At 48.9% G+C, this 25,221-nt stretch carries 21 protein-coding genes and 1 riboswitch; of the genes, 8 read left to right on the forward strand and 13 right to left on the reverse strand.

Features of this window, described 5'->3' with window-relative positions; genetic code table 11:
• Positions 1-209: 209 nt before the first annotated feature.
• Entirely contained in the window at positions 210-2,492 is a 2,283-nt protein-coding gene (metE, locus tag COW15_RS05730) for a 5-methyltetrahydropteroyltriglutamate--homocysteine S-methyltransferase (protein WP_293630834.1), read from the reverse strand.
• 200 nt (positions 2,493-2,692) lie between these two features.
• Between metE and COW15_RS05735 the strand changes: the two genes are divergently transcribed.
• Positions 2,693-3,598 (forward strand): LysR family transcriptional regulator, encoded by a 906-nt coding sequence (locus COW15_RS05735; protein WP_293630835.1) that lies wholly within the window; start codon positions 2,693-2,695, stop codon positions 3,596-3,598.
• A gap of 59 nt (positions 3,599-3,657) precedes the next feature.
• On the opposite strand, the gene COW15_RS05740 is transcribed toward COW15_RS05735, so the two are convergent.
• From COW15_RS05740 to COW15_RS05755, 4 genes are all read right to left on the reverse strand, one after another.
• Positions 3,658-4,386: an HDOD domain-containing protein gene (locus COW15_RS05740; RefSeq protein WP_293630836.1), complete on the reverse strand. Its 729-nt coding sequence runs from the start codon at positions 4,384-4,386 to the stop codon at positions 3,658-3,660.
• A 275-nt stretch (positions 4,387-4,661) separates the two neighbouring features.
• On the reverse strand, positions 4,662-6,623 hold the full coding sequence (locus COW15_RS05745; RefSeq protein WP_293630837.1) for a TonB-dependent receptor: 1,962 nt from the start codon (positions 6,621-6,623) through the stop codon (positions 4,662-4,664).
• A 105-nt stretch (positions 6,624-6,728) separates the two neighbouring features.
• Positions 6,729-6,961, reverse strand: a riboswitch (cobalamin riboswitch).
• A 138-nt stretch (positions 6,962-7,099) separates the two neighbouring features.
• Complete coding sequence (locus tag COW15_RS05750; RefSeq protein WP_293630839.1) at positions 7,100-7,768, reverse strand: hypothetical protein; 669 nt, start codon at positions 7,766-7,768, stop codon at positions 7,100-7,102.
• 209 nt (positions 7,769-7,977) lie between these two features.
• Positions 7,978-9,435, reverse strand: coding sequence for a hypothetical protein (locus COW15_RS05755; RefSeq protein ID WP_293630841.1), 1,458 nt, complete (start codon positions 9,433-9,435; stop codon positions 7,978-7,980).
• Between the two features lie 217 nt (positions 9,436-9,652).
• Here COW15_RS05755 and rihA point away from each other — a divergent pair, with 217 nt between their 5' ends.
• The 3 genes from rihA to azu all read left to right on the forward strand — a co-directional run bounded on the left by rihA (position 9,653) and on the right by azu (position 12,202).
• A complete protein-coding gene (rihA, locus tag COW15_RS05760; RefSeq protein ID WP_293630843.1) occupies positions 9,653-10,609 on the forward strand; it encodes a pyrimidine-specific ribonucleoside hydrolase RihA in 957 nt (318 codons plus the stop codon).
• Between the two features lie 18 nt (positions 10,610-10,627).
• Positions 10,628-11,554, forward strand: a complete 927-nt coding sequence (rbsK, locus tag COW15_RS05765; protein ID WP_293630845.1) for a ribokinase — start codon at positions 10,628-10,630, stop codon at positions 11,552-11,554.
• A 171-nt stretch (positions 11,555-11,725) separates the two neighbouring features.
• Positions 11,726-12,202: an azurin gene (gene azu, locus COW15_RS05770; RefSeq protein WP_293630846.1), complete on the forward strand. Its 477-nt coding sequence runs from the start codon at positions 11,726-11,728 to the stop codon at positions 12,200-12,202.
• A 111-nt stretch (positions 12,203-12,313) separates the two neighbouring features.
• Here azu and COW15_RS05775 read toward each other — a convergent pair whose 3' ends face one another.
• Positions 12,314-12,619 carry a DUF3622 domain-containing protein gene (locus tag COW15_RS05775; RefSeq protein ID WP_293630847.1) on the reverse strand — a complete coding sequence of 102 codons (306 nt, stop codon included), beginning with the start codon at positions 12,617-12,619 and terminating at the stop codon, positions 12,314-12,316.
• Positions 12,620-13,001: 382 nt separating this feature from the next.
• Between COW15_RS05775 and COW15_RS05780 the strand changes: the two genes are divergently transcribed.
• Positions 13,002-14,279, forward strand: coding sequence for a glycerophosphodiester phosphodiesterase family protein (locus tag COW15_RS05780; protein WP_293630849.1), 1,278 nt, complete (start codon positions 13,002-13,004; stop codon positions 14,277-14,279).
• A 61-nt stretch (positions 14,280-14,340) separates the two neighbouring features.
• On the opposite strand, the gene COW15_RS05785 is transcribed toward COW15_RS05780, so the two are convergent.
• Together COW15_RS05785 and COW15_RS05790 are read right to left on the reverse strand one after the other, a co-directional pair.
• Entirely contained in the window at positions 14,341-14,907 is a 567-nt protein-coding gene (locus COW15_RS05785) for a phosphoribosyltransferase family protein (protein WP_007645330.1), read from the reverse strand.
• 289 nt (positions 14,908-15,196) lie between these two features.
• Positions 15,197-16,963, reverse strand: coding sequence for an alkaline phosphatase D family protein (locus tag COW15_RS05790; RefSeq protein WP_293630853.1), 1,767 nt, complete (start codon positions 16,961-16,963; stop codon positions 15,197-15,199).
• 281 nt (positions 16,964-17,244) lie between these two features.
• On the opposite strand from COW15_RS05790, the gene COW15_RS05795 reads away from it, so the two are divergent.
• Entirely contained in the window at positions 17,245-17,667 is a 423-nt protein-coding gene (locus tag COW15_RS05795; protein ID WP_293630903.1) for a CBS domain-containing protein, read from the forward strand.
• 72 nt (positions 17,668-17,739) lie between these two features.
• Here COW15_RS05795 and COW15_RS05800 read toward each other — a convergent pair whose 3' ends face one another.
• Positions 17,740-19,101 (reverse strand): MATE family efflux transporter, encoded by a 1,362-nt coding sequence (locus COW15_RS05800; protein WP_293630854.1) that lies wholly within the window; start codon positions 19,099-19,101, stop codon positions 17,740-17,742.
• Positions 19,102-19,419: 318 nt separating this feature from the next.
• Here COW15_RS05800 and COW15_RS05805 point away from each other — a divergent pair, with 318 nt between their 5' ends.
• Positions 19,420-20,337, forward strand: coding sequence for an alpha/beta hydrolase (locus COW15_RS05805; protein ID WP_293630855.1), 918 nt, complete (start codon positions 19,420-19,422; stop codon positions 20,335-20,337).
• Positions 20,338-20,447: 110 nt separating this feature from the next.
• Here the strand turns inward: COW15_RS05805 and lgt are convergent, their stop codons facing one another.
• From lgt to COW15_RS05825, 4 genes are all read right to left on the reverse strand, one after another.
• Positions 20,448-21,227, reverse strand: a complete 780-nt coding sequence (lgt, locus tag COW15_RS05810; RefSeq protein ID WP_293630857.1) for a prolipoprotein diacylglyceryl transferase — start codon at positions 21,225-21,227, stop codon at positions 20,448-20,450.
• A 155-nt stretch (positions 21,228-21,382) separates the two neighbouring features.
• Positions 21,383-21,865, reverse strand: a complete 483-nt coding sequence (locus tag COW15_RS05815; RefSeq protein ID WP_293630859.1) for a cupin domain-containing protein — start codon at positions 21,863-21,865, stop codon at positions 21,383-21,385.
• A 127-nt stretch (positions 21,866-21,992) separates the two neighbouring features.
• Positions 21,993-24,173, reverse strand: a complete 2,181-nt coding sequence (locus COW15_RS05820; RefSeq protein WP_293630861.1) for an OsmC domain/YcaO domain-containing protein — start codon at positions 24,171-24,173, stop codon at positions 21,993-21,995.
• 209 nt (positions 24,174-24,382) lie between these two features.
• Positions 24,383-24,625, reverse strand: a complete 243-nt coding sequence (locus COW15_RS05825) for a hypothetical protein (protein ID WP_293630863.1) — start codon at positions 24,623-24,625, stop codon at positions 24,383-24,385.
• Between the two features lie 305 nt (positions 24,626-24,930).
• On the opposite strand from COW15_RS05825, the gene COW15_RS05830 reads away from it, so the two are divergent.
• On the forward strand, positions 24,931-25,176 hold the full coding sequence (locus COW15_RS05830) for a DUF3297 family protein (protein ID WP_293630865.1): 246 nt from the start codon (positions 24,931-24,933) through the stop codon (positions 25,174-25,176).
• Positions 25,177-25,221 lie beyond the last annotated feature (45 nt).

Raw genomic sequence — 25,221 nt, forward strand, 5'->3', positions numbered from 1 at the left:
ATCAGATAATGAAAGGAGATGAGATAAATTTTTTTCGTGAGTAAAGTAAAATAGCCGCCTTGCCTAAAGTGCATTAAATTTCCGCAACATCCTGAATGTTTAGGTAGTTTAGATATATAGAGTGGATCAACTCAAAAAACGTATGCCTGATCGGCATACGTTACTGATGTCATCAAACCAAGCTTACCATCTGAATATTAACCTATTGATTAGCCTAAGCGACGGCGCAGTTCGCGGGTAGCATCGACCATGTTTTTCAATGCGGGTTCTACCTCATCCCAAGTGCGGGTCTTAAGGCCACAGTCGGGGTTAACCCATAGCTGACGCACTGGCACTTTTTGCGCGGCTTTTTCGATAAGCTGCACCATGGCCTCAACACTTGGCGTATTTGGCGAGTGGATATCGTAAACGCCTGGGCCAATTTCATTTGGATATTCAAAATCTTCAAAGGCATTGAGCAGTTCCATCCGTGAACGCGAGGTCTCAATGGTGATCACATCCGCATCCATGGCGGCAATGGCCGCAATCGTGTCGTTAAACTCGCTGTAGCACATATGGGTGTGGATTTGGGTTTCATCCACAACACCCGCCGCACTCAGTTTAAAGGCATTCACTGCCCAGTTTAAGTACGCTTGCCACTCGCTTTGTTTTAATGGCAACCCTTCACGGAAGGCGGGTTCATCGATTTGAATAATACCAATGCCCGCATTCTGTAAATCCACCACTTCATCACGAATTGCCAGCGCTAATTGGGTAGCTATGGTATCGCGGCCGATATCTTCACGGGCGAATGACCAATGCAGAATCGTCACCGGACCCGTTAACATACCTTTGACGGGTTTGTCCGTCAGGCTCTGGGCGAATTCGGCCCAATCAACCGTCATGGCTTTCGGGCGGCTCACATCACCATAAATCAATGGTGGCTTAACGCAGCGAGAACCATAACTCTGCACCCAACCATTTTTGGTAAAGCCCACGCCTTCGAGCTGCTCGCCGAAGTATTCCACCATGTCATTACGTTCGGCCTCACCGTGCACTAGTACATCGATACCGAGTTTAAGCTGACGGTCTATGGTATCCCGGGTCACTTGCTGCAACTGCTCGGTATATTGGGCATCGTTAAGTTCACCTTTGCGCCAGCGGCTACGTAAGCCACGGATAGCTGGCGTTTGCGGAAACGAACCAATGGTCGTGGTCGGCAGCAATGGCAAACGATATTTGCGCTGCTGCACCGCTTGGCGCTCAGTAAATTCGCTCACACGCTCATAATCCACTGGAGTCAGCGCGGCAACACGGGCAATCACCTTGTTATCCGCCGCCAGCGCCTTGGCCTCACGGCGAGCCACACAGGTTTGCACTATCGCTTTGGCCGCAACAGACTCAGGGGCCTGCAATAATTGACGCACATTGGCCAGTTCTAGCAGCTTTTGCTTAGCAAACGCGAGCTGCTGGCGCAGCGCCGGAGCGAGCGTTGTCTCCACCTCTAAATCCACAGGGCTGTGAAGCAGTGAGCATGAGGTGCCAATCCATAGGCGCGATCCGTCTTGTGAGCATAAGTCTCTAGCGACACTGCCGATACGCTCAACGATTTGATCCACCTCCGCCGCCCACACATTGCGACCATTGACCACACCGACGGACAGTATTTGATCTTGCCTTAAGGCATTGGCAAACAAGGCCAATTGCTCGGGTGCAGTTACTAAATCTAAATGCAGACCCGCAACCGGTAGAGCGGATACCAGCGCCTGATGATGGCTGATGCTGCCATAGTAACTCGTGAGTAGAATCTTCACTTGAGTCGCTTTAAGTGACTGATAAGCTTTGCTAATCGCCGCTTGCCAATCGGCGGCTAATTCGAGTGCCAGAATCGGCTCTTCAAGTTGCACCCAAGTCACGCCCTGCGCGGCAAAACGCGCAAGAATCTCGGCATAGGCTTTTAACAGATTAGGCAATAGGCTGAGTTTATCGAAATCCTGACCCACGGTTTTGGCCAGATACAAGTAACTCACAGGGCCTAACAATACGGGTTTGGCCCGATAACCCAGCGCCTGCGCCTCGCTGACTTCATCAAAGAACTGCTCATAGGCGATAGAGAACACTTGGTCTTGCTTAAGCTCTGGCACTAAGTAGTGATAGTTGGTGTTGAAATACTTAGTCATTTCCGAGGCTGGCGCATCGGTGCCACTTGGCGCACGGCCACGGGCAACGCGGAATAAGGTATCAAGGTCGACATCGCCCTCACCACGGTGACGATCAGGAATAGCATTCAGGGTCGCACTCAGGGTCAACACTTGATCGTAAAAGGCAAAATCCCCAACTGGCACCTGCTCAATACCTGCGGCCACTTGCCATTGCCAATGGGTACGACGCAACTCCTTGGCCACCTCATGCAGCTCGGCTTGAGTGCTCTCACCACGCCAGTATTTTTCAAGGGCAAATTTCAGTTCACGACGACGCCCGATACGGGGAAAACCAAGACTGTTTAATTGCATACCATATCTTCCTTTATTTGAGATAAGCCATATTCGGCACTAGCACCCACCAGATAGTGTTTTCTGGGCAACTTTTCGCATTTAAGTCTGGACAAATCACAATGGGCGTCTGGACGTCTAGAAGTTTATTGTGATAGTCTCTATGCCAGCAACCGAATTGATTTCAAGCACAACATGAGCGAAATTCACTTGGAGTGATCATGATCGAACTAAGACATCTGCGAACCTTAATGGCCCTGAAGGAAAGTGGCAGCTTAGCGGGCGCAGCCAAAAAACGTTTTGTCACTCAATCGGCTCTCTCCCATCAAATTAAGGAGTTAGAGCAACGAATCAACTCGCCTATTTTTGTGCGTAAAAGCAAACCCCTCTCCTTTACCCAGGAAGGCGCGAGGCTGTTACACCTCGCCGAAGAGATCCTGCCTAAGGTGTTAGAAACCGAAACGGATCTGAAAAATGGCCTGGAGACAGAAACCAATCAACTCAGAGTGGGGATTGAATGTCACAGCTGTTTTCGCTGGTTAATGCCAGTGATGGAGCAATTTAGGCAAGATCATCCGCAGGCCGAGTTAGATCTGTCAAGCCGTCATCTGTTCGATTCGCTCAATGCCTTAGAGATGGGCGAACTCGATATAGTGCTCACCTCAGATCCCGTGCCGGGGCATTCGCTCGCCTATCAGCATTTGTTTGATTTTGAAGTGAAGTTAGTGGTTGCCAAGGATCATCCCTTAGCCAAAGAAGCCTATGTCACGCCCAAGCAGTTAGCGCGTTTACCCATTATCAGCTACCCGGTGCCCTTGGCGCGTTTAGATATTTACCGCCACTTCTTAGAACCCGCAGGTGTAGAAGCCGGAGAGCAAAAAACCTGTGACTTGACCATGATGTTACTGCAACGTATCGCCTGTAAGGACGGTATCGCCGCACTGCCTAATTGGTCGATAAATGAAGGGCATGGCTTAAGCCTCACCGCGGTAAAACTCGGGCAAGAAGGCTTAAAGCGCCCCTTATTTGGCGCCTATCGTCGCAACAGTGCCAATTCCAACCTAGTGCAAAACTGGCTGCAACTAGTTGCGAGTGAAGGCTTAGCTCGCCAGCAAAAGTCCAATTAAGTTTTTGACATTCTGATAAAAAAGCCTGCAATCGCAGGCTTTGTTTTTATCAGAAGAACTTACAGCGGATTAAGCAATAAACCGCGCATTGACAATACACGGCGCAGTATTAACCCCGGCGAATTAGGATTGCGGGTCTGGCGCAGATTATGGGCGATCATAAACTCTTGGCGCAGATCCTGATCTAAATCTAAGGCCTCAAAAGCCTCTATGGTTAAGGTTTGCTGCTGATTATCAATCAAAGACTTAATCACACTTAACGGGAACGACTCCTCCGAACTGGCATTCAGATAGGCAAAGGCCGTTAAGGCAATCATTTGGCCGAACACGCTAAAGAGTGCTAAGGTTTGCACTTCATCGGGATCGACATCCATACCCTGCATATCAACTAAACTATCGACCGCATCGGCGGCAATATTTTCGGTTAATTTCCAATAACCTTGCACCAATTTTTTATAGGGTTGGGGTAATTCATCGAGGCGTTCTTTCAAATAGAAGGTAAAGGCATAACGATAAATATTCACTTGGCCTAAACGGATTAAGGCATCTTTTAAGGAACGTGATTTAGGGTTCACTACGCCTGAGGCCTGAGCCGAATTGCTACGCATCAACATATGCGCCGACAATGCGGGATCGCTCGACACAATATCGATCACATTACGAATATCGCCTTCGGCAAGGATCGCCTTTTTGAGTGGGATCAAAATTCCACGACGACCAATCACTTGCTCTTCATTCGCTATGATGGCTCTCACTTGAGTAAAAACCTGTTGCTCAAGATCTGTCATAAGACACTTTACACCTGTTAATTAGCTATAAGATGATTAGAACACCGCTCACATCATACCCAAACTACAAAGAATTTCAGCCCTAAGTCGCAGAATAGTTGTGACAATCCTTAAGAGCGGGGGATTCACAGCACAAGCTGTGGCTTTCCCCTCATAAATATAGGGTTAAGTGACAAAAAATACACCCTGAATGTTGATTTTTCTCTGTGGCAGGCACCAGAAATAACAAAGCCAGACTCAGTCTGGCTTTCAAAGGTTAAATATCAGTCTCAAGCTTAGAAACGGTAACCTACCGTAAAGCGAATATCACGGCCTCGGCCAGAATAATAGCCATCATATATTCCACCAGCATAATAGCCGGCACTGACATAATCCTTATCGAATAGGTTATCGATACGCAGGCTTGCAAGCCAAGCATCACGGTTATAGTTAAGGGCAAGATTACCTAGCACATAGCTCGGCAGTTTATCGCCTTCATTGCCGTTATCGCCTTCGACAAAACGCTCGCCGGTGTAGATAGCTTCGGCAAACACTTGGAAATGCTCGGCAAAATCCATACTGACATAACCGCGTCCCGTATGCTCCGCCACCCAAGACAGCGCTTTGCCCTCATTCACCCCGTCGGTAAATTCGGCATCGATATAGTTATATTCCAGCCCTAACTGAAGCGCTTGAGTCACCTGCCAATCCCAATCGGCGCTCGCACCATAACGGCGTGAGGCATCGGCATTCACGTTCGCCCCTTGGAAACTGCCAAGTTCAGGCTTTTCGGCGCTCGGATCGAAGACTATTTCATCTTCTAAATCGAGGCGATATAAGCTCACGCGCAGGCTTTGGCTCGCGGCCGTCCAATCCCAACCCGCCTCATAGGAGCGGCCCGTCTGCGGCTTTAGGCCAAAAACATCCTTCGATGTGTAGGCCTGCTCATCGACCTTAGCAAAACGGAAGTTTTCATCGCCGCGCAGATAAAACCTGTGCTCCGCGCTCGGGCGATAGTTTAGGCCAAACTCGAATGCGGTGGCGTCTTCATCTAGATCTATGCCATTAGGATAGACATTGCCATCGACTAACTCGTCGGTCACCCGCGCATAACGTCCGCCCACCACATAACTTAAGGTATGGCTTAATGGCACTGTGGCTTGCAGGTAAGCACTCTGCATGTCCTGCACGTTGCTACGTGCCATAGAATCGTAATCGGCCTTACCACGACTGATATCTAGCCCTGTCACTAGGTTTAGCTCGCCTTGGCGAGTGTTGTAATTAGCTAAAGCTTTGGGACTAAACATCAACAGCGAGCGAGTGTTATGGCTACCCGCCCCCCAATTAAGCGAACTGACTAAGGTATCGCTGTAATCCAGATCCGCCGCTAACGCCCAGTTCTGGTTAAGCTGATGCTGATAACCGCTGCGCGCCGCAGTCGTCATCTCATGGACATATTCGCTTTTCTTGGAAGACTGACGTGGGTCTTGTTTGAATTGATCGACTGTCAGTGAGCCCGGATTTTCACGGTCATCGTCGTAATAGCTGGTTTCAACAAAAAACGAGTCAGTCGCGGTTTTATATTGAATGCGTCCTAAAATTGAACCCGTTTCGTTGGCATTATGCTGGCGATAGTTGTCACCTTGGTTGTAGCTACCGGTCAAGAAATAACGCCAATCCTTGTTGAAAGCGCCGGACACATCGCCGCGGCCTTCGTAGGTATCAAAGCTACCACCGGATAATTGCACACTGCCGCCGGTATTCTCAGGTGATTTAGTCACAATGTTGATCACCCCACCCACAGCCTGATCGCCGTAGAGCACACCCGCACTGCCGGATAAAATCTCGATACGTTCAACAAGATTTAAGGGGATCGCATTCAGGCTAGGGGCGGCGATATCGATATTATTTAAACGGCGACCATCGAGCAAAATCAAGGTGTTATTAACGGCAGTGCTAGCACTAAAACCACGCATCGCAAAGCTAGTGCCGATATTATTATCGGAAATTTGGATCCCGCTTTGACCACGTAAAACATCGGTCACACTGGTGGCGCCACTCATTTCAATCGCGGCGGCATCAATCACATTCACATTGGCGGCAATATTTAAGGGGGTCTTATCAGCGCGACCAATCACGACAATATGCTCATCGACGTTAGCGGCGCGAGTTTCATCGGCGGCCACGGCGGGCGCGATAATAGAAAAACTGCAGAGGCTGCCGATCAGCAGCGCAATTTTGGTTGGATGTGTTCCCATTTTACCTTTAACTCCAGAAGGAAAACGGGGCATTGGCGCCACGATACCGTTGCTCCAGTATAAATACGGACACTACTATCGCATTTTGAGATCTGCCCACCGAAATCTCAAAAACACCTTTAGGGCCGGTCTCCGGACTTAGGCTATATCCATCCTTATTTAGGGACGAACGCGAAACTGACCTTTACACACTCTGTATACTGGGTTCATCGTGAACATAGCTATTGAATGCGGCCGTTTCTCACCTTTTACCGTTGCGGGGGCAGTGCCAGAATTCCACTGGCTTCCCGATTATCTCGCGGCCTTAGCACGCAAGCACCTCAGAAGGTTGACTAAGAATCTGCTCCCACTCTCCAATCAAGCTAGATAAGCATACTTTGAAGAGCGGTGTTGCTCAGCACCATTAGGTACTGAGCGCGCGCATTATAGACGTCTATACGGATGAAAGTCCATGACTCTCGTACTCAAGCCATCCGCTACTTCAGTGAAAAGGGCCCGAGGGTGGAGATAAAGTCTGCACTATTGGCCGCCTGCAACGGTGGTTTATCCGCAGAAAAAACATCGCCACGCATCGATTTATGCAGTAAATACAAGTCTTTGTTACCACTTACTACAGTGTAATAACCAATTTCACCCTGGGGATTTGAGGTAAAGGCACTCGGATTAAACTGGGTCGCGCCATGGACATGCGGCATTGTGGTGCACCCGAGAATGGCCTGAAAGCCTTCGTGACCATCCACTTGAGTATCACCCAGTTTTTGATAAACCACCTCACCGTCACAGGTGGCTTGATAAGCCTCGGCCATCGCATCTAAAAACTGCTTGGGGCTGGCGCTTTCGGCCATGCCCTTAAAGCCCTGCACACAAAACAGCGTGCTCCATTGGTTGAGCGCTTCCAGCTCAGGCACAAATTCCGCCATAAACACGCCATCACGCTCTTCATGGTGGGCTTGCTTCCAACCACTGGGGAGATTAAATCCTAACTGCTGACCAAATACCGGCAATACGTGGCTGTGGGAGGCATAATCCTCGCCTCTGGGCTTATCTAAGGTCGCTTGTACGGACTCAGATCCCATTAAACCACAGAGCAGCAATACACTTATGCCTTGAATTACACCTACCCGAGCACTCAATGCTAATTTCATATTTATCATCCTTGTATCGCTAAACCTAAGCGAATTATGAAATTGAATAGAAGACACCCTGCATTCTAGCCAAGAATCTAACGGGAAAATAGTTAAAACACAGGTTAAATACAACTTTAACAGCAATAATCACCGCGACACCAGTAATAATAGGGGAATATGCCATTTACCCACGCGGTGACGGTAAATTTGCCCAGCTACAATATGCCTTAATCAAATGACCAAGTCACTTTGCGCTGTGGCCTTTCCTTGCTCAAAATCGCCTGACGTTGCTCTGGGGTTTCACACTGGGCAGCGGGGGAAAAATCCAGCGGCTTAATCACTAAGGAGTCCGCAGGTTGTACGGGTGACTTATCGAACATCGCCAGATCCATCGACCAAGAGACCCATTCGCTCTTTTCACTGATGCCAACATAACCCTCATCTCCGCGACCTAACCAAGTGAGGCGCGGAATACGTGCAATCAACTGCTCCACATTTTCACGGTTTGCTCGATAACCGACGGGCACCACTTTGCCATCGGGACGCGTAAACACAAAGGAGGCTGGCCCTCGAGTAATTACGCTGCCTTCCTGCCAATATTTATCAAGGATTGCTTGGGCATAGTGAAAGCCAAACATATAAGCGTAGTCAGTGTCGTCGGCCACAATTTGCGGCACGGTTTTATCGCGCAGTAATAAAAATCCTGAGCCAATGCTGATAATCTCCTTTACCCCTGTGATATCGGTTTTTTTAATCCAATCGACACCACAGTTAATACCATCGCCCCAAAAATGCGCATCTCCCTTGGGGCTTAAAATCGCGAAGGCACAATTGTTTGCAGTAATACTCGCCACATCCTTTAAGGCGCTGCGGATCGGATAAGCATCACTGCGCCAACCCCAACTCACCACAGTGCCGTCCTTTTTTAAGGCGGCATAGGTGTTTTGGAAATATTCGATCTGCACCACATCCTTGAGCTGCGGGAGCAACTTCTTCATATTGGTCGAGCCTTCAACCTGCCCCCAAATCACGGCGCTCCCCTCTTTTTTGAGGGCGACAAAACTGCGCCCCCTAGCGAAGATATCGACCACATCCACCAATTGGTCCTGCACATGCAAGCTATTGCCGCCGTAGGGGCCATAACCCCAAGTGTGCACCTTGCCGTTAGCATCGAGGGCGGCAATGGCCTCCTGGTTAGCAAATAGTTTGGTAATATTGGTCATTCGCTCTTGCAGAGCTTTATCTAGGCTAAATTTCCCAGCATTGCCCCAGTACACCACAGTGCCATCCTGACGCAGCGCGGCAAACCCGTCCTTAACCGGGACAATTTGCTTAACTTGCTTAAGCTGCTGCGTCACCTCGCGGCTATCACCGCCAGCATAACTGTCGCCCCAAGTGATCACCTCTCCGGATGGCGTTAACGCCGCAAAGGCGGAACTGTTTGTAACTACAGTCTCGACTGCGGGTAAATCACAGGGAATATGGCGATACTGTGGGCTCGGATTTTCCTTAAATTGGATCAGTTTGCCGTTATCAAACTGCAATAAGGATCCCTTATCATTTTCGAATACGGTTAAGGGTTTAGGCTGACTACAGGCCGTTAATTGCAGGGCGATTAACGCCGCCACGAATGCTAAAGGGCGAGGAATTGGTGCCAAAGGGCGAGGAATTGAATAAGGCTGCATAACTTATTTCCCTGTCATTGCTGAAAACGATAATTGTTGAAAACAGTCGTTGCTGAACACTTATCTTAGCAACAACTTAAGCGGAGCTATTGTAGCAGCCTATTGATAAAAATCAGAAAAAGCTCACACTTTGCCCTCAAAACCAAGCGTAGGCTAGCAGCCGATAGCCAGCGTGCTATTCTAAGCCGCCATCCTAGCTGTTTAAAGGAGTAACAGTATGACTCGTCCTATTATTCTGGATTGCGATCCCGGCCATGACGATGCTATCGCGCTCATTTTAGCCCTCGCCCATCCAGAACTGATGCCACTGGCCGTGACCACTAGCGCCGGTAACCAAACGCCGGATAAAACCCTCAATAATGCCCTGCGGATCTTAACCCTATTAAATCGCAGTGATATTCCTGTCGCGGGCGGCGCAGCCAAGCCATTAGCTCGGGAATTAATGATTGCCGACAATGTCCACGGTGAAACCGGGCTCGATGGCCCTGCACTACCACAACCCAGTTTTCAGCCACAAACACTCAATGCCGTCGAGTTGATGGCGCAGCAAATTCGCCAAAGCGATAAACCTGTGACACTGGTCCCCACGGGGCCGCTCACCAATATCGCGCTCTTACTTGCAAGCCACCACGCATTACACGCCAACATCGAGCGAATTGTACTGATGGGCGGCGCAGCCGGTGTCGGCAATTGGACACCTGCCGCCGAGTTTAATATTTTTGTCGACCCAGAAGCCGCCGATATCGTGTTTAAATCCGGCATACCTATTACCATGTGCGGTCTCGATGTCACCCATCAAGCGCAAATCATGGATGAAGATATCGAGCGTATTCGCGCTATTCCCAACCCAGTGGCTAAGTGTGTCGCCGAATTGCTGGATTTCTTTATGATTTACCATAGGGCCCCCAAATGGGGATTTATAGGTGCACCGCTGCACGACCCTTGCACTATTGCTTGGCTACTCAAACCTGAACTGTTTGAAGCCCAAGATTGCTGGGTAGGGATTGAGACCCAGAGCGAGTTAACGCTGGGGATGACGGTCGTCGATCGCTATCAACTTACGGGCAAACCCGCTAATGCGACTGTGCTGCTTGGACTCAATAGACAAGGCTTTGTTGACTTGTTGGTTGACAGCTTAGCCGCCTACACGCCAACGTATCTCAACCGCAGATGACACTAAGGTGAACCTTCCATGAGCCATATTCTCGTTATAGGCAGTGCGAATGCCGATCATGTGATGAATTTTGAGTATTTGCCCGTTCCCGGACAAACCTTAAAAAGCCGAAGCTATCGGTTAGAACATGGTGGCAAGGGTGCCAATCAGGCTGTCGCCTGCGCCCGCCTGTGTCTTCCCGCTTCTCGCGTGGATTTTATTTGCCATTTAGGCCAAGACGGTATCGGTAATGAAATGCGCAGTAGCTGGCTCAAGGATGGAATTCCAGCCGATGGCATCACTCAAGTCGCCAATATGAGTACAGGTACGGCGATGATTTTTGTCGCCGAGAATGGTGAAAATGCCATCGGGATCGCCGCAGGTGCCAATGCCCATCTCACGCCTGCCGAGTTAGAAAAACATTACGCTCTGTTTGCCAATGCACAGTTTTTGCTGATCCAACTCGAAACACCAACTGAGACAGTCAACCATGCGCTGCAAATGGCCAAACGCCTTGGTATCACAACCGTGCTTAATCCCGCACCGGCGGCCACTCAGGAGCTGGATTACCTCAAGTGGGTGGATATTATTACTCCCAATGAAACCGAAGCCGAAGCGTTATCGGGCATAGAGGTCAATAATGAAGAAGATGCCGAACTCGCCGCCCAATGGCTACATCAACAGGGCGTGACGACTGTGGTGATTACCTTAGGCAGCAAGGGCGCATTTATTAGCAGCCCAGGCTTTACCGGGCTAATCCCCGCGCTTGAAGTGCAAGCCATAGACACGGTCGCCGCCGGCGATACCTTCAACGGTGCGCTGGTTGTCGGCTTAAGTGAAGGCCTATCGATTGCCGCCGCCGTCGGCTTTGCCAATGCGGCATCGGCGATTACCGTTACCCGAGAAGGCGCCCAGCGCGCTATTCCCTACCGCCACGAACTGTCAAACCTAGCGTCTAGAATCTAGAATCTGCAATATTTCACTGCTAACAACACGATGCAGCTTTCAGCCGAAAGTTGCATATACATAATTTACATACCGAATTCATTCCCATTTAATAAAGATTACCTATGCTGGTAAGCGCACGGTCGAGCCAAAATGGTTCGGCTACCCTTGTTCAAAATAAGGAAGTATCAGATGAAAGCGAAAAGCACCACTTTCCGTAACATGACTAGCGCTAGCCTACTCGGCCTAGGATTATTAGTCGCCAGCCAAGCGAGTGCTAGTGAATGTGAACTCAAGATTGCAGCGACTGACGCAATGCAATTTGACACTAAAGAGCTGTCTGTTCCTGCAAGCTGTAAAGAAGTGACACTGACGCTAACGCACGCTGGCACCCTGCCAAAAGCTGCCATGGGCCACAACTGGGTATTAACCAAAGCCGCTGATATGTCTGCCGTTGCGACCGATGGAATGAGCGCTGGTGCCGATGCCGCCTATGTAAAGGCCGATGATAGTCGCGTTATCGCTCACACCACTTTAGTCGGTGGTGGTGAATCAACCTCAGTGACCTTTAGCACTGCGGGCATGAGCCCAGCCGAAGCTTACCAATTCTTCTGCAGCTTCCCCGGTCACTGGGCGATTATGCAGGGTAGCTTTAAGTTAAAAGGCTAATGTAAAAGGCTAGTTTAAAAACTAAGTCCTAAGTTCAAATAACAAAAAAGCGGATCATAGGATCCGCTTTTTGTTGACAGCTTATGGCCGATACGCCATTTCACTCTCGACTTATTCTTCGTCGAATTCGTCTTCATCATCAAAATCATCGGCATCGGTTGCCGCTTCTGCCGCTAATGCCGCCGCTAATTTGGCCTTAGCTTGTTTTTCTGAGCGACGCTTGTTGCGCTCAGCCAATGTGCCTAAAAACACTTGCAGTTCGGCTTGGCCCCAAGCCTGTGCCTCTGTCTCGGTCGCAAAACCATCGTGGCTTTTCGACACTACCGTCTTAGTCGACGTCATACGACGGGTGATTTCCGTCTTCCAACCGTTGTCGCCCTGTGTCACGCGAAAATCGTATTTTTTGCCCTTGCTCATTCTGCTCTATTTCCTAAATGATGCTTGTCACGTTTGTCTTATCAAGCGAACCAAACGCTCATCATAAAACAAAAGGAGCGCAGTTTACTTGATTTCGACGAAGAAAGATCGTTCGAGTGAAAATATTCATGCTCGCCTAGGGAAGTAGATCCTCCCGCGCCATTTGCAGTCGCCTAAACCCGCTTTATCACACCCGCCAAACACTTCGCCGCCTATGTCAGTTTATCCCAATATGGCGCGATAGCTAATGTCAAAAATAATCGTATCCATGACGGTATATATTCTTGTTTATGTCATAAAAGTAGGCTTATTCAGTCACATTAACACTTTAGAGTTTTTGATTAATATTAGTAAGTTATATCATTAGTCAAAGGTAAATCTGATGAAACTACGCCCTATTTTGTCGTTCCCACCCTGTCTATTAATCGCTTTGAGCGCTTTATTAGCCGGTTGTAATAGTGACGATAACACCCCAGAAGTCACACCACCCGCAGCAATCCCTGTTCCGGCCCAAGTGGGCGAAAGGCCACTGTTTCTCGTGCGCCAAATGCAAGACAGCACACTTAAAACCCGCTTGGAACAATGTGCGAGCGACAACTTTTACCGCAGCGAGTTTTCCATCGGCCACCGTGGCGCGCCAATGCAATTCCCTGAACACACGAAGGAATCCTATCAAGCCGCCATCGACTCTGGCGCGGGTATTGTCGAGTGTGATGTCACTTTTACCGCCGATAAAGCCTTAGTCTGTCGCCACTCCCAATGCGATCTCGCCAGCACGACCAATATTTTGGCCATTCCCGAACTTGCCAATAAATGCTCCGTGCCCTTTACCCCCGCCGATGCGGCCAATGGCGTCGCCGCCACTGCAACTTGCTGCACCAGCGATATCACCCTCGCCGAATTTAAAACCTTAAGGGGTAAGATGGAGGGTGAAAATCCCAAGGCGACCAATGTTGAGGAATTTATGAATGCCACGCCCAAGTGGCGCACCGATCTCTATGCCGCTAACGGCACCCTAATGACCCACGCCGAAAGCATTGAGATGTTTAAAAAAGCCGGGGTAAAGATGACGCCGGAGCTAAAGGCCGCCAGCGTGGCCATGCCCTTCGATGGCTTTACTCAGCAGGATTACGCCCAAAAAATGTTGGATGAATACACGGCAGCGGGCGTCGATGCCTCGCAGGTTTTTCCCCAATCCTTTATTTTAGATGACATCAAATATTGGGTCGCCAACGCGCCTGAGTTTGCGAAACAAGCCGTGTTTCTCGATGACAGATACGATTATAACAGCGCCTTCGATCCGCAAAACTCGGCTACTTGGTCACCATCAATGGCGGATTTAAAGACCCAAGGTGTCGAGATTATTGCGCCGCCACTCTGGGTTTTAGTCGCCTTAGATGCGGATAAGAAAATCATTCCATCTGAATACGCTAAAGCCGCCAAAGACGCAGGGCTTAAGATCATCACTTGGTCGTTAGAGCGTTCGGGATTACTAATACAGGGCGGCGGCTTTTATTATCAAAGTATTACCCAAGCCATAGATAATGAAGGCGATACCTTTGAATTGCTCGATGTACTGGCTAAGGATGTGGGCGTAATCGGGGTGTTCTCCGACTGGCCCGCCACTGTCACTTACTATGCGAACTGCATGGATTTATAGGCCCTAAAAGCAAAAAAGCGTTAGCGGAATCCCCACTAACGCTTTTCTTAAGCATTTATTTTTACTTAAAAAGATGCTGGATATTTTTTAAATCACCCTTACCTTCGGCAATTTCTTCAGGGGTTAAACCCGTCACTTCGTGGGGGAACACTAACCAATCTTCAGAGGCATGGATATAGTAATCAGGCTTTAAAGGCACTGCGGTATTTTTTGGCTTGTAGTAGGGGCAAGCGATACGAATATCCTGTGGCATATTTAAACGCATCAGTTGGCTTAATTTTTCCTTTAATGCATGGATACTACGACCAGAATCAAACACATCATCCACAATCAACAGAGCATCACTGGCATTGGCATTTTCAACAATATAGTGCAAACCATGCACTTTGATTTCTTTGTTTTGTTTATCGGTGCCGATACCGTAATAGGAAGAAGTGCGCACGGAAATATGGTCGGTTTCGACTTGTTTAAAATCGAAAAACTCTTGCACCGCGATCCCGATTGGAGCGCCACCACGCCAAATTCCGACGATAAACTGCGGACGGAAACCACTCTCGTACACTTGCGAAGCTAATAGAAATGAATCTTCCAGCAGTTGCTGTGCGGTAACAAAATACTTTTCTGACATGACACCGTCCCCATAGTGATAGTTATTTTTAGGTGACTAAAGCGAATGCTTTTACCTAGTAGATCTGTTCGGCGTCCAAAACATGAGAACAGCATTCTCTTCACAAGAGTCCTAGCAAGTGTAGACGCAGCCGAATTTTGGGAGCGAATTTTATACCAAAAAAAACCACAGTGCTGCAGTAATAGTAACAACTTGCGGGGTAACAACCGTTTATTTTGCATTTTAAGGACAAAACTAACAAAAAAGGCCACCCTAGGGTGGCCAAAAAGGAGCAATACACAGTAATGGATTAGACGATAGGCGTAATTTTATGCTCACCCGCTTTAGCCATGGCGCTATAACTCCGGGCAGTGGCCGCTTGGAAATCCTGAGATAAAATAGTATCCACATAATGCCAATCGCTGCGCACGGCATCGGCAGTAAAAGTGAGTGTCATAAAGCCGCGATCCTTAAGGTTGGCATACTTAAGATCTGGTACTAACTCCACAATCGCCGCTTCTGTCGCCGGAATTTGCTCCACCGGCAGGTTTAAGTAATATTCGAGCCCGGGTGAAGAAACCGAACTGGTCGCAAACTCCACCCCCACAGTGTCGCCATTGACATCATTTAGCTCATTTGCCCAGGCATTATGGGTATCACCCGCGATCACCACTAAATTGTGATTCTTCGATTTGGCCGTGCCTAAAATCACCTCACGCTCATAGGCATAACCATCCCACGCATCTAAATTGTATGGGATTGAAGGTAATTGCAGCAGGGCAATGACCTCCGGCGTTAACAGGGCTTGATTGGCTTGCAGGTATTGCAGCTCTTGTGCGGTAAGGGTGGGATCGCCCGCCGCCGCGCGCGCGGCTAACTGAGCTAATGCCCCTAACATGGCATACTGGGGAATGCTCAATTGCTGGGTTGCAATGGCCGCCGGTAAGGACATCTTACCCATTAGAATCTGTTGTCCTAGTACCTGCCATTTGCCCGTTGCCTGTAACAGGGAGCCCTGCAGCCATAATAGCTGGGTCAAACCAAGCAAAGTACGCGAGGTCGAAGTCACATCGGCAAGGAAACGCTCGCCATCGAATGACCCTGTGGTGGCATCCATATATTCGGCATAATCGAGCTGTTTATCGCGGGCCAATACACGGGTATCGAGCATATGCAAATCGACCAGATTACCGTAACTGAAGCTGCGGTAAATCTCCTCATGGTTACCCTCACGCCATGGACGTATCGGCAGCCACTCGAAGTATGCCTGCAGTGCCGCTTCTTTACGTGCCGCAAAATCCCCTTCACCTTCGTTATGGTTCTCGGCACCATCACGCCAGGTATCGTTGGCCACTTCGTGGTCATCCCATACGGTAATAAAAGGCACTTTGGCGTGTAACTTTTGCAGACTCGCATCGCCATGGTACTGGCCATAACGGGTACGATAGTCGCTCAAACTCAGCAACTCATTGGCGGGTAATACCTCACGGTTAAGCTCAGCGGCATGTTCACTAGCATAGCCGCCGCGGGCATATTCATAGATGTAATCCCCGAGGTGCACCACGGCATCTAAATCATCCTGGGCTGCCGCTAACTCATAGACGTTAAAATAACCGGCAGGGAAGTTAGCACAGGACATCACGGCCAGTTTCACAGAACTCACATCCCCCTCGGGTAGAGTGCGGGTTTTGCCCACGACCGAGGTTTTACCGCCCGTCATAAAGCGGTAGAAATAGCTTTGCCCCGCACGTAAACCTCGGGCATCGATCTTGACCGTATAATCACGGTTCGCGTTAGTGACCATCTCCCCAGTAGTCACTAATTGTGAAAACGCCTCATCCGTTGCCACTTGCCAACTCACTTTCACATCGCCCTCGGATTCAGGCGTCACACGGGTCCAGAGGATCACCGCATCGGGGGCGGGATCGCCACTGGCAATACCATGCAAAAATTGCGCTGGCACAGATTGCACATCATCACTGTCGCTACAGCCCATTAGGCCGTAGGAGATCACAGCAACACCAACACCTTTGGCCGACATAGCCAAAAAATCACGACGAGTCACGGTACGATTCATTATTATTATTCCCTTGTTAGATTTCGCTTCACTGGTATGAGGTCTAATGAGACCCAGATTGTGAGATATCACTGTTACATATTTGTGACATCTTTGTCAGCCTTTTATGATTTCTTTTAATTCAAAAACTTATACTGAACAGCGTACTTTATTTATCCAGAACTGGCACAGTTGGATCGGAAACTGCTACCATCGAAAAGGTCAAGGGTGACTCAAATAGTTCTGCCCATATTGCGGTAATCTAGCCAGCAGATGAGCGATGCAAGAAAGGAATTTATATGATGAAAGTCAGCGATATTATGAGCCAGAGCGTGATTTGCATTAGCGATGGCGCCAGCCTTAAAGATGCCCACCATCTGATGCAAACCCGCGGTGTGCGCCACTTACCTGTGATATCCGAAATCGATGGCACTCTGGTTGGCGTACTCACCCATAAAAAAATGATCGCCAGCGTCTTATCCATGCTAAACAAATACGGCCAAGGGGCGCTCGACCGCAAGGAACGTTACACCCCCATCGCCACTGTGATGGATAAAGACTGCCAGCACTTAACCGCCGATGAGCCTTTAACTGCGGTGGTGGAATATTTTATTGAAAACAAACTCGGCTGTTTGCCCGTCGTCGATGACGATAAAAAAGTGCTCGGTATCGTCACCTCATCGGACTTTATTAAGCTGTGTCGCACCCTGTTGCAGCAAAGCTAAACTTCGCGAGCAAAAAGCGCAGCGACTAGCTACTCACTAGATAGTGGCCGTGCTAGCACTTCATTCCCAAAACTACACTACCGTCGCTGGTGGAATTCGGGTAAAGCGCTGCCAGCGGCGCGAGCGCCAGCGATATACCATAATCAGGCCACGTATCCATTCATCTGCGGCGACCGCAAGCCAAGCGGCGAGCACCCCGTAGCCTAAGTGCAGGCCAAATAGCCAAGCAAATAATACCCCTATGCCCCACATACTAAAGAGGCCTACCCGTACGGGGAATGCCACATCCCCGGCGCCTTTGAGCGCCGAAATAATGACCAGATTAAACACCCGTCCCGTTTCAAGGGCGATAGAACCCGCCAGCAATAACGCCGTTAGTTGGATGACGTCCTCGTTTTCACTTAGCCAACCCACAATAGTAAATCGCTGCCAATAGAAGGCTAACACTATGGCGAGTGAGGCGATAAACCCCACGAGGCAATACTTTTGCACCCGTAGCGTTATCTCATCGAACCATTGTTTGCCGACATAGTATCCGGTCTGAATTTGTGTCGCCTGCCCGAGCGCCACCGCAAAACAATAGATAAAACGGCTAATGTTCAAGCCATAGGTGTAGGCCGTGAGCGATAAGGTGCCCATCTGACTGATAAAGTAGATGATGGTCATCTGCGCCACATTGTAGGACAGCATCTCGCCAGCATTGAGCAGGCCGATACGCATCACGCTCCAATAGGTGCTACGGGGGAGCAGTTTAAGCCGCGGCATCGGCAGTGGGATCTGTTTACTGCGGATCACCGCCAGCATAATCAAGGCACCGATAATCTGGCTGGTCACAGTCGATACTGCCACCCCTGTCACCCCATAAACGGGTAAATCAAAGGGAGAATAAAGGGCGATATAGTTACCGATCACATTCATCAAACCCGTACTTGAGGTGACTAACATGGCCGAACGGGTAAAGCCATAGCTACGCAAGATCGCGGCAAAGGCAATGTTCATCACTAGCCCTATACTTAAACTGCCGCAAATCACTAAGTAGTCATATCCAAAACCTGCCACATCGTGTTCAAGTGCAAACAGGCCGATAATCCCCTTAGCGCCGAAGAACATAGAGACGCCCATGATCAAGGCGAGCCCTAAGCTCAATGCGACACTTGCCACCCCGATATCGACGGCCTGCTGTGCTCGCCCAGCACCGTTATTTTGGCTGATCAAAATGCTCGCACCTGTGCTCACCATCATGGACATCACCATCATAAAGAACATCAGCTGAGTCGTGAGTCCTACAGCCGCAACCGCATTATCGGAATAATGGCTGAGCATAAAAATGTCGCTGATCCCCAGTAAGGATTGCAGCAGAGTTTCGATAAAAATCGGCCAAGTCAGGGCGACTATGCCCATCCGTTGTTGCAATGTTTTAGGAGCTTTGACCACGGAAAATCCTACCTTAGGGAAGAGAGTAACGACGCCACTGGACGATCTATCGCCTTAATCAATCATTTTGTTACCTTTAGCGATTTTGCTCAATCGGCAAATCCTTTATTGCAACCGTATTCATTGTGCCCCTATACCTTGATAAGGCTGCCATGTACCGAGTCGCAAGCCATTTAATGGCATAACTCCCATGGCATAATGAATCCAAGCAACATTTCCTAACCGAACCGCTACCCATTTTATCCTATGCTAGCTACACTCCGGCTACTCACGCTCTATAGCCTAGTTTGGCTGTACTCATCGATCTTAGGGGGAAAAATGGCCCAACTCTATTTAGAAGACGGAATTAAACAATTGGTCAGCGAGTTTATCGCGGCGGGTTGCCCATCGGTACGGGAACAAACCATAGAAGAACGGCGCCAAGGATATATCAATAGCACGGTATTAGCGGGCGAGATTGAAGCAGTGTTTGAAGTTCGCCCGGTTTCAATCGATGGCGCAGAATTGATGCTCTTCAAACCTTCGGCAGCACAGGATTTACCCGTAGTAATTTACTACCATGGCGGCTGTTTTGTCAGTGGCGGCGTTGAGACCCACAATCAGCAGCTGCGAAAACTTGCCAATGATGCGGGCGCATTAGTGATAGCGGTAACTTACCGCCTCGCGCCTGAACATGTTTATCCCGCCGCCCATGATGACGCCTTCCATGCCGCCAATGTGGTGCATCAACATTGCCACCTATGGGGCGGCGATAAGGACAAGATTACCCTGATGGGCGACAGCGCCGGCGGCCACTTAGCCCTAGTCACTTGCCTGCGTTTAAAAGCCAAAGGGCAATGGTTACCGCAAAAACAAGTGCTTATCTATCCAATGCTCGACGCGACCGCCAAAAGCCAGAGCTATAGCGACAATGGCGAGAAATACATTATTACCCGCGATACTTTGCTTACAGGGTTCGATATGTACCTCGATTGGCACCCCAGAACCGATGCCGAAGCCAGTCCACTGCGTAGCGATAATTTAGCGGGACTACCAGAAACCCATATCATTACGGCGGAATTTGACCCGCTCGTCGATGAAGGTGAACAGCTGTTTCGCAATCTGTTAGATGCCGGCGTAAATGCCCACTGCCGCCGCTATTTAGGCGTTATCCACGGTTTCTTCCAACTCGCAGGAGTGAGCCGCTCCGCTCGGGATGCCATGGTGCAAATAACCAATATTGTAAAAACACCTTAGCGATATCTTTGATGGCTTACGTTTAATACTATTGGTATAAATAAAAAAGGCTTTCTATCTGGATAGAAAGCCTTGCTCTTATAGCAATCGTATTAAGACTTACCTAAGACTTAAGCGCGTTTGTTTCGATAGGCCAAGAATAACAAGACTATCCCTACGGCGAGGAAAGGCAGGCTGAGAAGTTGCCCCGCACTTAAGATGGTTTCAGCATAAGCCGCTTGGCTGACTTTAATCGATTCAATCGCAATGCGCGCACTAAATACCGACACCAGAAATAGCCCAAAGATTGCGCCATGCTTCTGTTTAACTTGGGTAAGACTATAAATAGCATACAGGCCAATAAAGATAGCTAAATAGGCAAAAGCCTCATAGAGCTGCGCCGGATGCCTTGGCAACATATCAACACGGGCAAAGATAATTCCCCACGGCTGAGTCGTTGGCTCACCTAAGATCTCTGAGTTGGCAAAGTTTGCCATACGCACAAAAAAGCCAAAAATGGCCGTGGCAATCGCCAATCGATCCAATAGAAATAGGAAAGGGAGCTTCACTTTGCGCTGATAATAGTAAAGGGCCAAAATCGCCCCTAAACCGCCACCGTGGCTGGCGAGTCCGCCTTCCCAAATCGCCAAAATCTTAAGCGGATGGGCGAAGTAATAAGCGGGATCATAAAAAATACAGTGGGCCAATCTGGCGCCAACTATGATACCAACCACGCAGTAAATCAATAGATTATCAAGGGATTCAAGGTCGAGACCCTCCTTGATATAAATCCGCTTCATCACCTGAAAACCGGCGGTGATCGCCACGGCAAACAAGACTCCATACCAATGTATTTTGAGCCCCATAAACGAGACTAATACAGGATCGAGTTCCCACACTAAGTGTTCCAAATTCAATTACTCCATAACACTTGGTACATAGAGGTACGCTAAAAGGCCTGTTTTACGTGGTTAAACGCCAATAGACAAGCCCCATTTAGCCGCGCTGTCAAAGTGCGCCTAATAATTCAACTGTGCAGGGCGAAGCTAACGCACCTGCATTAAGTTTAATCACGCTCACTTTTACTCAGGCGCAGAATAATATCCCTATGCTGGGGATATTGCGCCAACAAACTTTCTTGGCTGAATAACTCAAAGTCATCGAAGGTAAAACCGGGTGACACCATACAACCCACCAGCGAAAACCCCGGTTGATTCATCGCCGAGCCAAAAATACAGCCCTTAGGCACTAAAAACTGTGGCCGCTCACCCGCGGCCAAATCCAAGCCTAATTGCGCCGTTGTTAGCTCACCCTCGGGGGAAATCATATAGATAGTCAGTGATTGCCCCCCGTGGAAATACCACATCTCGTCGGCCGTGAGTCGATGAAAATGCGACACTTCACCCGTTCGCAGTAAAAAATAAATGCTGCTCCAGAGGGCACGAGTCGAGTCGTACTGCATAGCGGAGCGGTAGGAAGACCGATAATATCCCCCTTCGATATGCTGCTCTAACTCTAAAAACTTAATAAAATCATCGGCTGTTTTCATACTAAAAACCTAAATAGAAATAACATCCTAGGAACGAGTTTCTCAGTGTACTCGAAACTCAACCATTAAAAAGCGAACCCTTAGGTCCGCTTTTAGTACAATATTTCAGTCAAACCACTGCGTTAGTTTACAGTTTTGCCCTTCGAGCCTGATGCAATTTTTTATAGCTCTCGATTAAGCGCAGGTGCGGCTCAATCCCTTCGAGCTGCATACTGGTCTTAGTCAGGCCGCTGAAACGTACTTTACCCGTAACAGAGCCAACGACTTGCTCCATCACTTCCTCGCCAAACATACGGGTAAAGTTATGGCTAAAGTCTTCGAGTGCTAGGTCTTCATCGAGTGTCACTTCTAACACGGCGCTCATTGCTTGGTAGAACAGATTGCGTTTCACTGTATTGTCGTTAAATTGCAGGAATTCACCGACCAGCTCCAATGCTTCTTCCTGCTCACTGAGTGCTAGATAAATCAGGATCTTAAGTTCGATAATCGTCAACTTGCCCCAGACGGTATTTTCATCGAAGACTATGCCAATCAGGGTGCGAATGTCGGTGTAATTATCGAGCTGACTTTCCTCTAAGCGATTGACCAAACTCACCAACTGTTTAGTGCTTAAGGAATGCAGATTCAGAATATCCTCACGGTAAGTCAGCGCCTTGTTAGTGTTATCCCAGATCAGGTCTTCAACGGGGTAAACCTCTGAGTAATCAGGTACTAAAATACGGCAAGCCGATGCGCCTAATTCGGTAAACTCGGCGACATACACCTCTTTACCCAGATCTTCTAAAATGCCGAATAAACGCTCGGCTTCCTCTTCATTGGTGCCGGAGAAATCCCATTCACAGAAGTCATAGTCATGCTTGCTGCTAAAGAAGCGCCAGGAGATCACCCCCGTTGAGTCGATAAAGTGCTCGACAAAGTTTTCAGGCTCACTCACCGCCATGCTGTTAAAGGTCGGTTTTGGCACATCGTTTAAACCTTCGAAGCTGCGACCTTGCAACAGCTCAGTTAAGCTGCGCTCCAGTGCCACTTCAAAGCTGGGGTGGGCACCGAATGAGGCGAATACCCCGCCGGTTTTCGGGTTCATTAGGGTCACACTCATCACAGGGAACTGACCGCCTAATGAGGCGTCTTTCACTACCACGGGGAAGCCCTGCTCCTCTAAGCCTTTAATGCCCGCAAGAATGCTAGGGTATTTTTCTAACACCGCCATAGGCACGTCCGGCAGGACGATTTCCTGCTCGATAATTTGGCGTTTTACCGCCCGCTCGAAAATCTCAGATAAACACTGTACTTCGGCTTCTTTCAGATTGTTGCCCGCACTCATGCCATTGCTTAAGAACAGGTTTTCAATCAGGTTCGATGGAAAGTACACAGTCTCGCCATCGGATTTGCGGGTGTAAGGGATCGCACAAATACCGCGTTTACTATTGCCCGAGTTAGTGTCGATAAGATGCGAGCCGCACAGCTCCTCATCGGGGTTATAAATCTCGAGGCAGTAGTCGTCTAACAGACCCGCTGGCAGGGCATCGTCTTCCTCTAGGGCAAACCATTTTTCATTAGGGTAATGCACAAACTCGCTGTTGGCGATCTCAACCCCAAAGAACTGATCGTTATAGAAGAAGTTATTGTTTAACCGCTCGATAAACTCGCCGAGCGCCGAGCACAGTGCGCTCTCTTTGGTTGCGCCTTTACCATTGGTGAAACACATGGGGGAAGCGGCGTCGCGGATATGCAGTGACCACACGTTCGGCACTATGTTGCGCCAGGATGAGATCTCAATCTTCATTCCAAGCTCGGCGAGCATGGCCGTCATATTGGCTATGGTCTGCTCGAGCGGTAAATCTTTACCCAAAATATAGGTGCTGCTGTCGTCGCCGGGATGACCCATCAGCATGGCATTAGCGTCTGAATCGAGGTTTTCAACGATTTGGATCTTAAATTCTGGGCCAGTTTGTACCACTTTTTTCACAGTACAGCGGTCGATGGAGCGCAAAATACCTTCACGATCCTTGTCCGAAATATCGCTAGGCAACTCAACATTGATTTGGAAAATCTGGTTATAGCGGTCCTCAGGATCGACAATATTATTCTGCGACAGGCGAATATTATCCGTGGGGATGTCACGGGCGTTGCAATACACCTTGACGAAATAGGCCGCACACAGGGCTGACGACGCTAAGAAATAATCAAAGGGACCAGGGGCAGAACCATCACCTTTATAACGGATCGGCTGATCGGCGGTGACGGTAAAATCATCAAACTTGGCTTCAAGTCTAAGATTGTCGAGAAAATTAACTTTGATTTCCATTGAATATGATTTCCACTAAATATGCGAGTCTGAGCAGCCCATAGACCACCTGAGGGATTGATCATGGGTGAGAATGGGGAATTATCGGTGTTTTTCACCCATTAGTCTTGGGTTAATTATGTTAAAAAAACACCAGAGGGATTTTTAAGCTATGAGGTGCAGATAAAACCGCCCAACTAGCAGCCGTCTAATCGTGCTCCTGTAGTGACCTAATGCGAAGAGTTGCTTTGCTTATCTGCCTCACGCTTAACCAGTAAAAAGGTGAGATACATTTTAGTCGGCAAAGATAGCACCATGCCCAAGGCCACACATAACGCGCTGAGAATAATCCCTGAAACCCCCATAGCCTCAACGGTCTCATTAAAGTTATGCAAATAAATGCCCAGCACAATCAGGCACAACCCAAGGCTAATACAGATTTTTAAGAGGGCAACTAACCTAGTATCCGTCATGGTTTACGCTGCTATTTATCGAATTTGGCTAATATAGTGACCGCTTTAGCAGGCGCCTGTGTTGATACAAATCAAAGGAGGTGCACTATCGGGAGTGAAGCACTAGATATCGGCCTCGCGGCCAAAGTTTACCCCGTAGCGCGAGTGAGCAAAAGACGACACAGGCTTTGCCTAAAAGCCACGAGCCGTTCGTCAGGCCCAGAAACGTAGGCGTCACAGCTAGGCAACAACACCCCTTGAGCAAGGCGGCCGTATTGCCTACAATAGCGCACGATTTTTAACTATAAACAACGCAGATAACGACCATGACTGATACAGCATCATTACCCGCTTTACCGGATCGCCTTTCCGTTAACCCACGCAGCCCACACCATGTGGCAGAGATTTTCGAGCACGACATCGGTATTAAGCTCAACGGCAAAGAGCGTTTTGATGTCGAAGAATATTGCATCAGTGAAGGTTGGGTAAAAGTCCCCTCTAAATCCTTGGACCGCCGCGGCCAACCTCTTTTGCTGACAGTAAAAGGCACAGTTGAAGCGTTTTATCGTTAAGACGTCTGCATACCGATAATATCGGTATGACTGTTGATGTAGTGA

It is taken from the genome of Shewanella sp. CG12_big_fil_rev_8_21_14_0_65_47_15, from assembly GCF_002783505.1.
GTDB lineage: Bacteria > Pseudomonadota > Gammaproteobacteria > Enterobacterales > Shewanellaceae > Shewanella.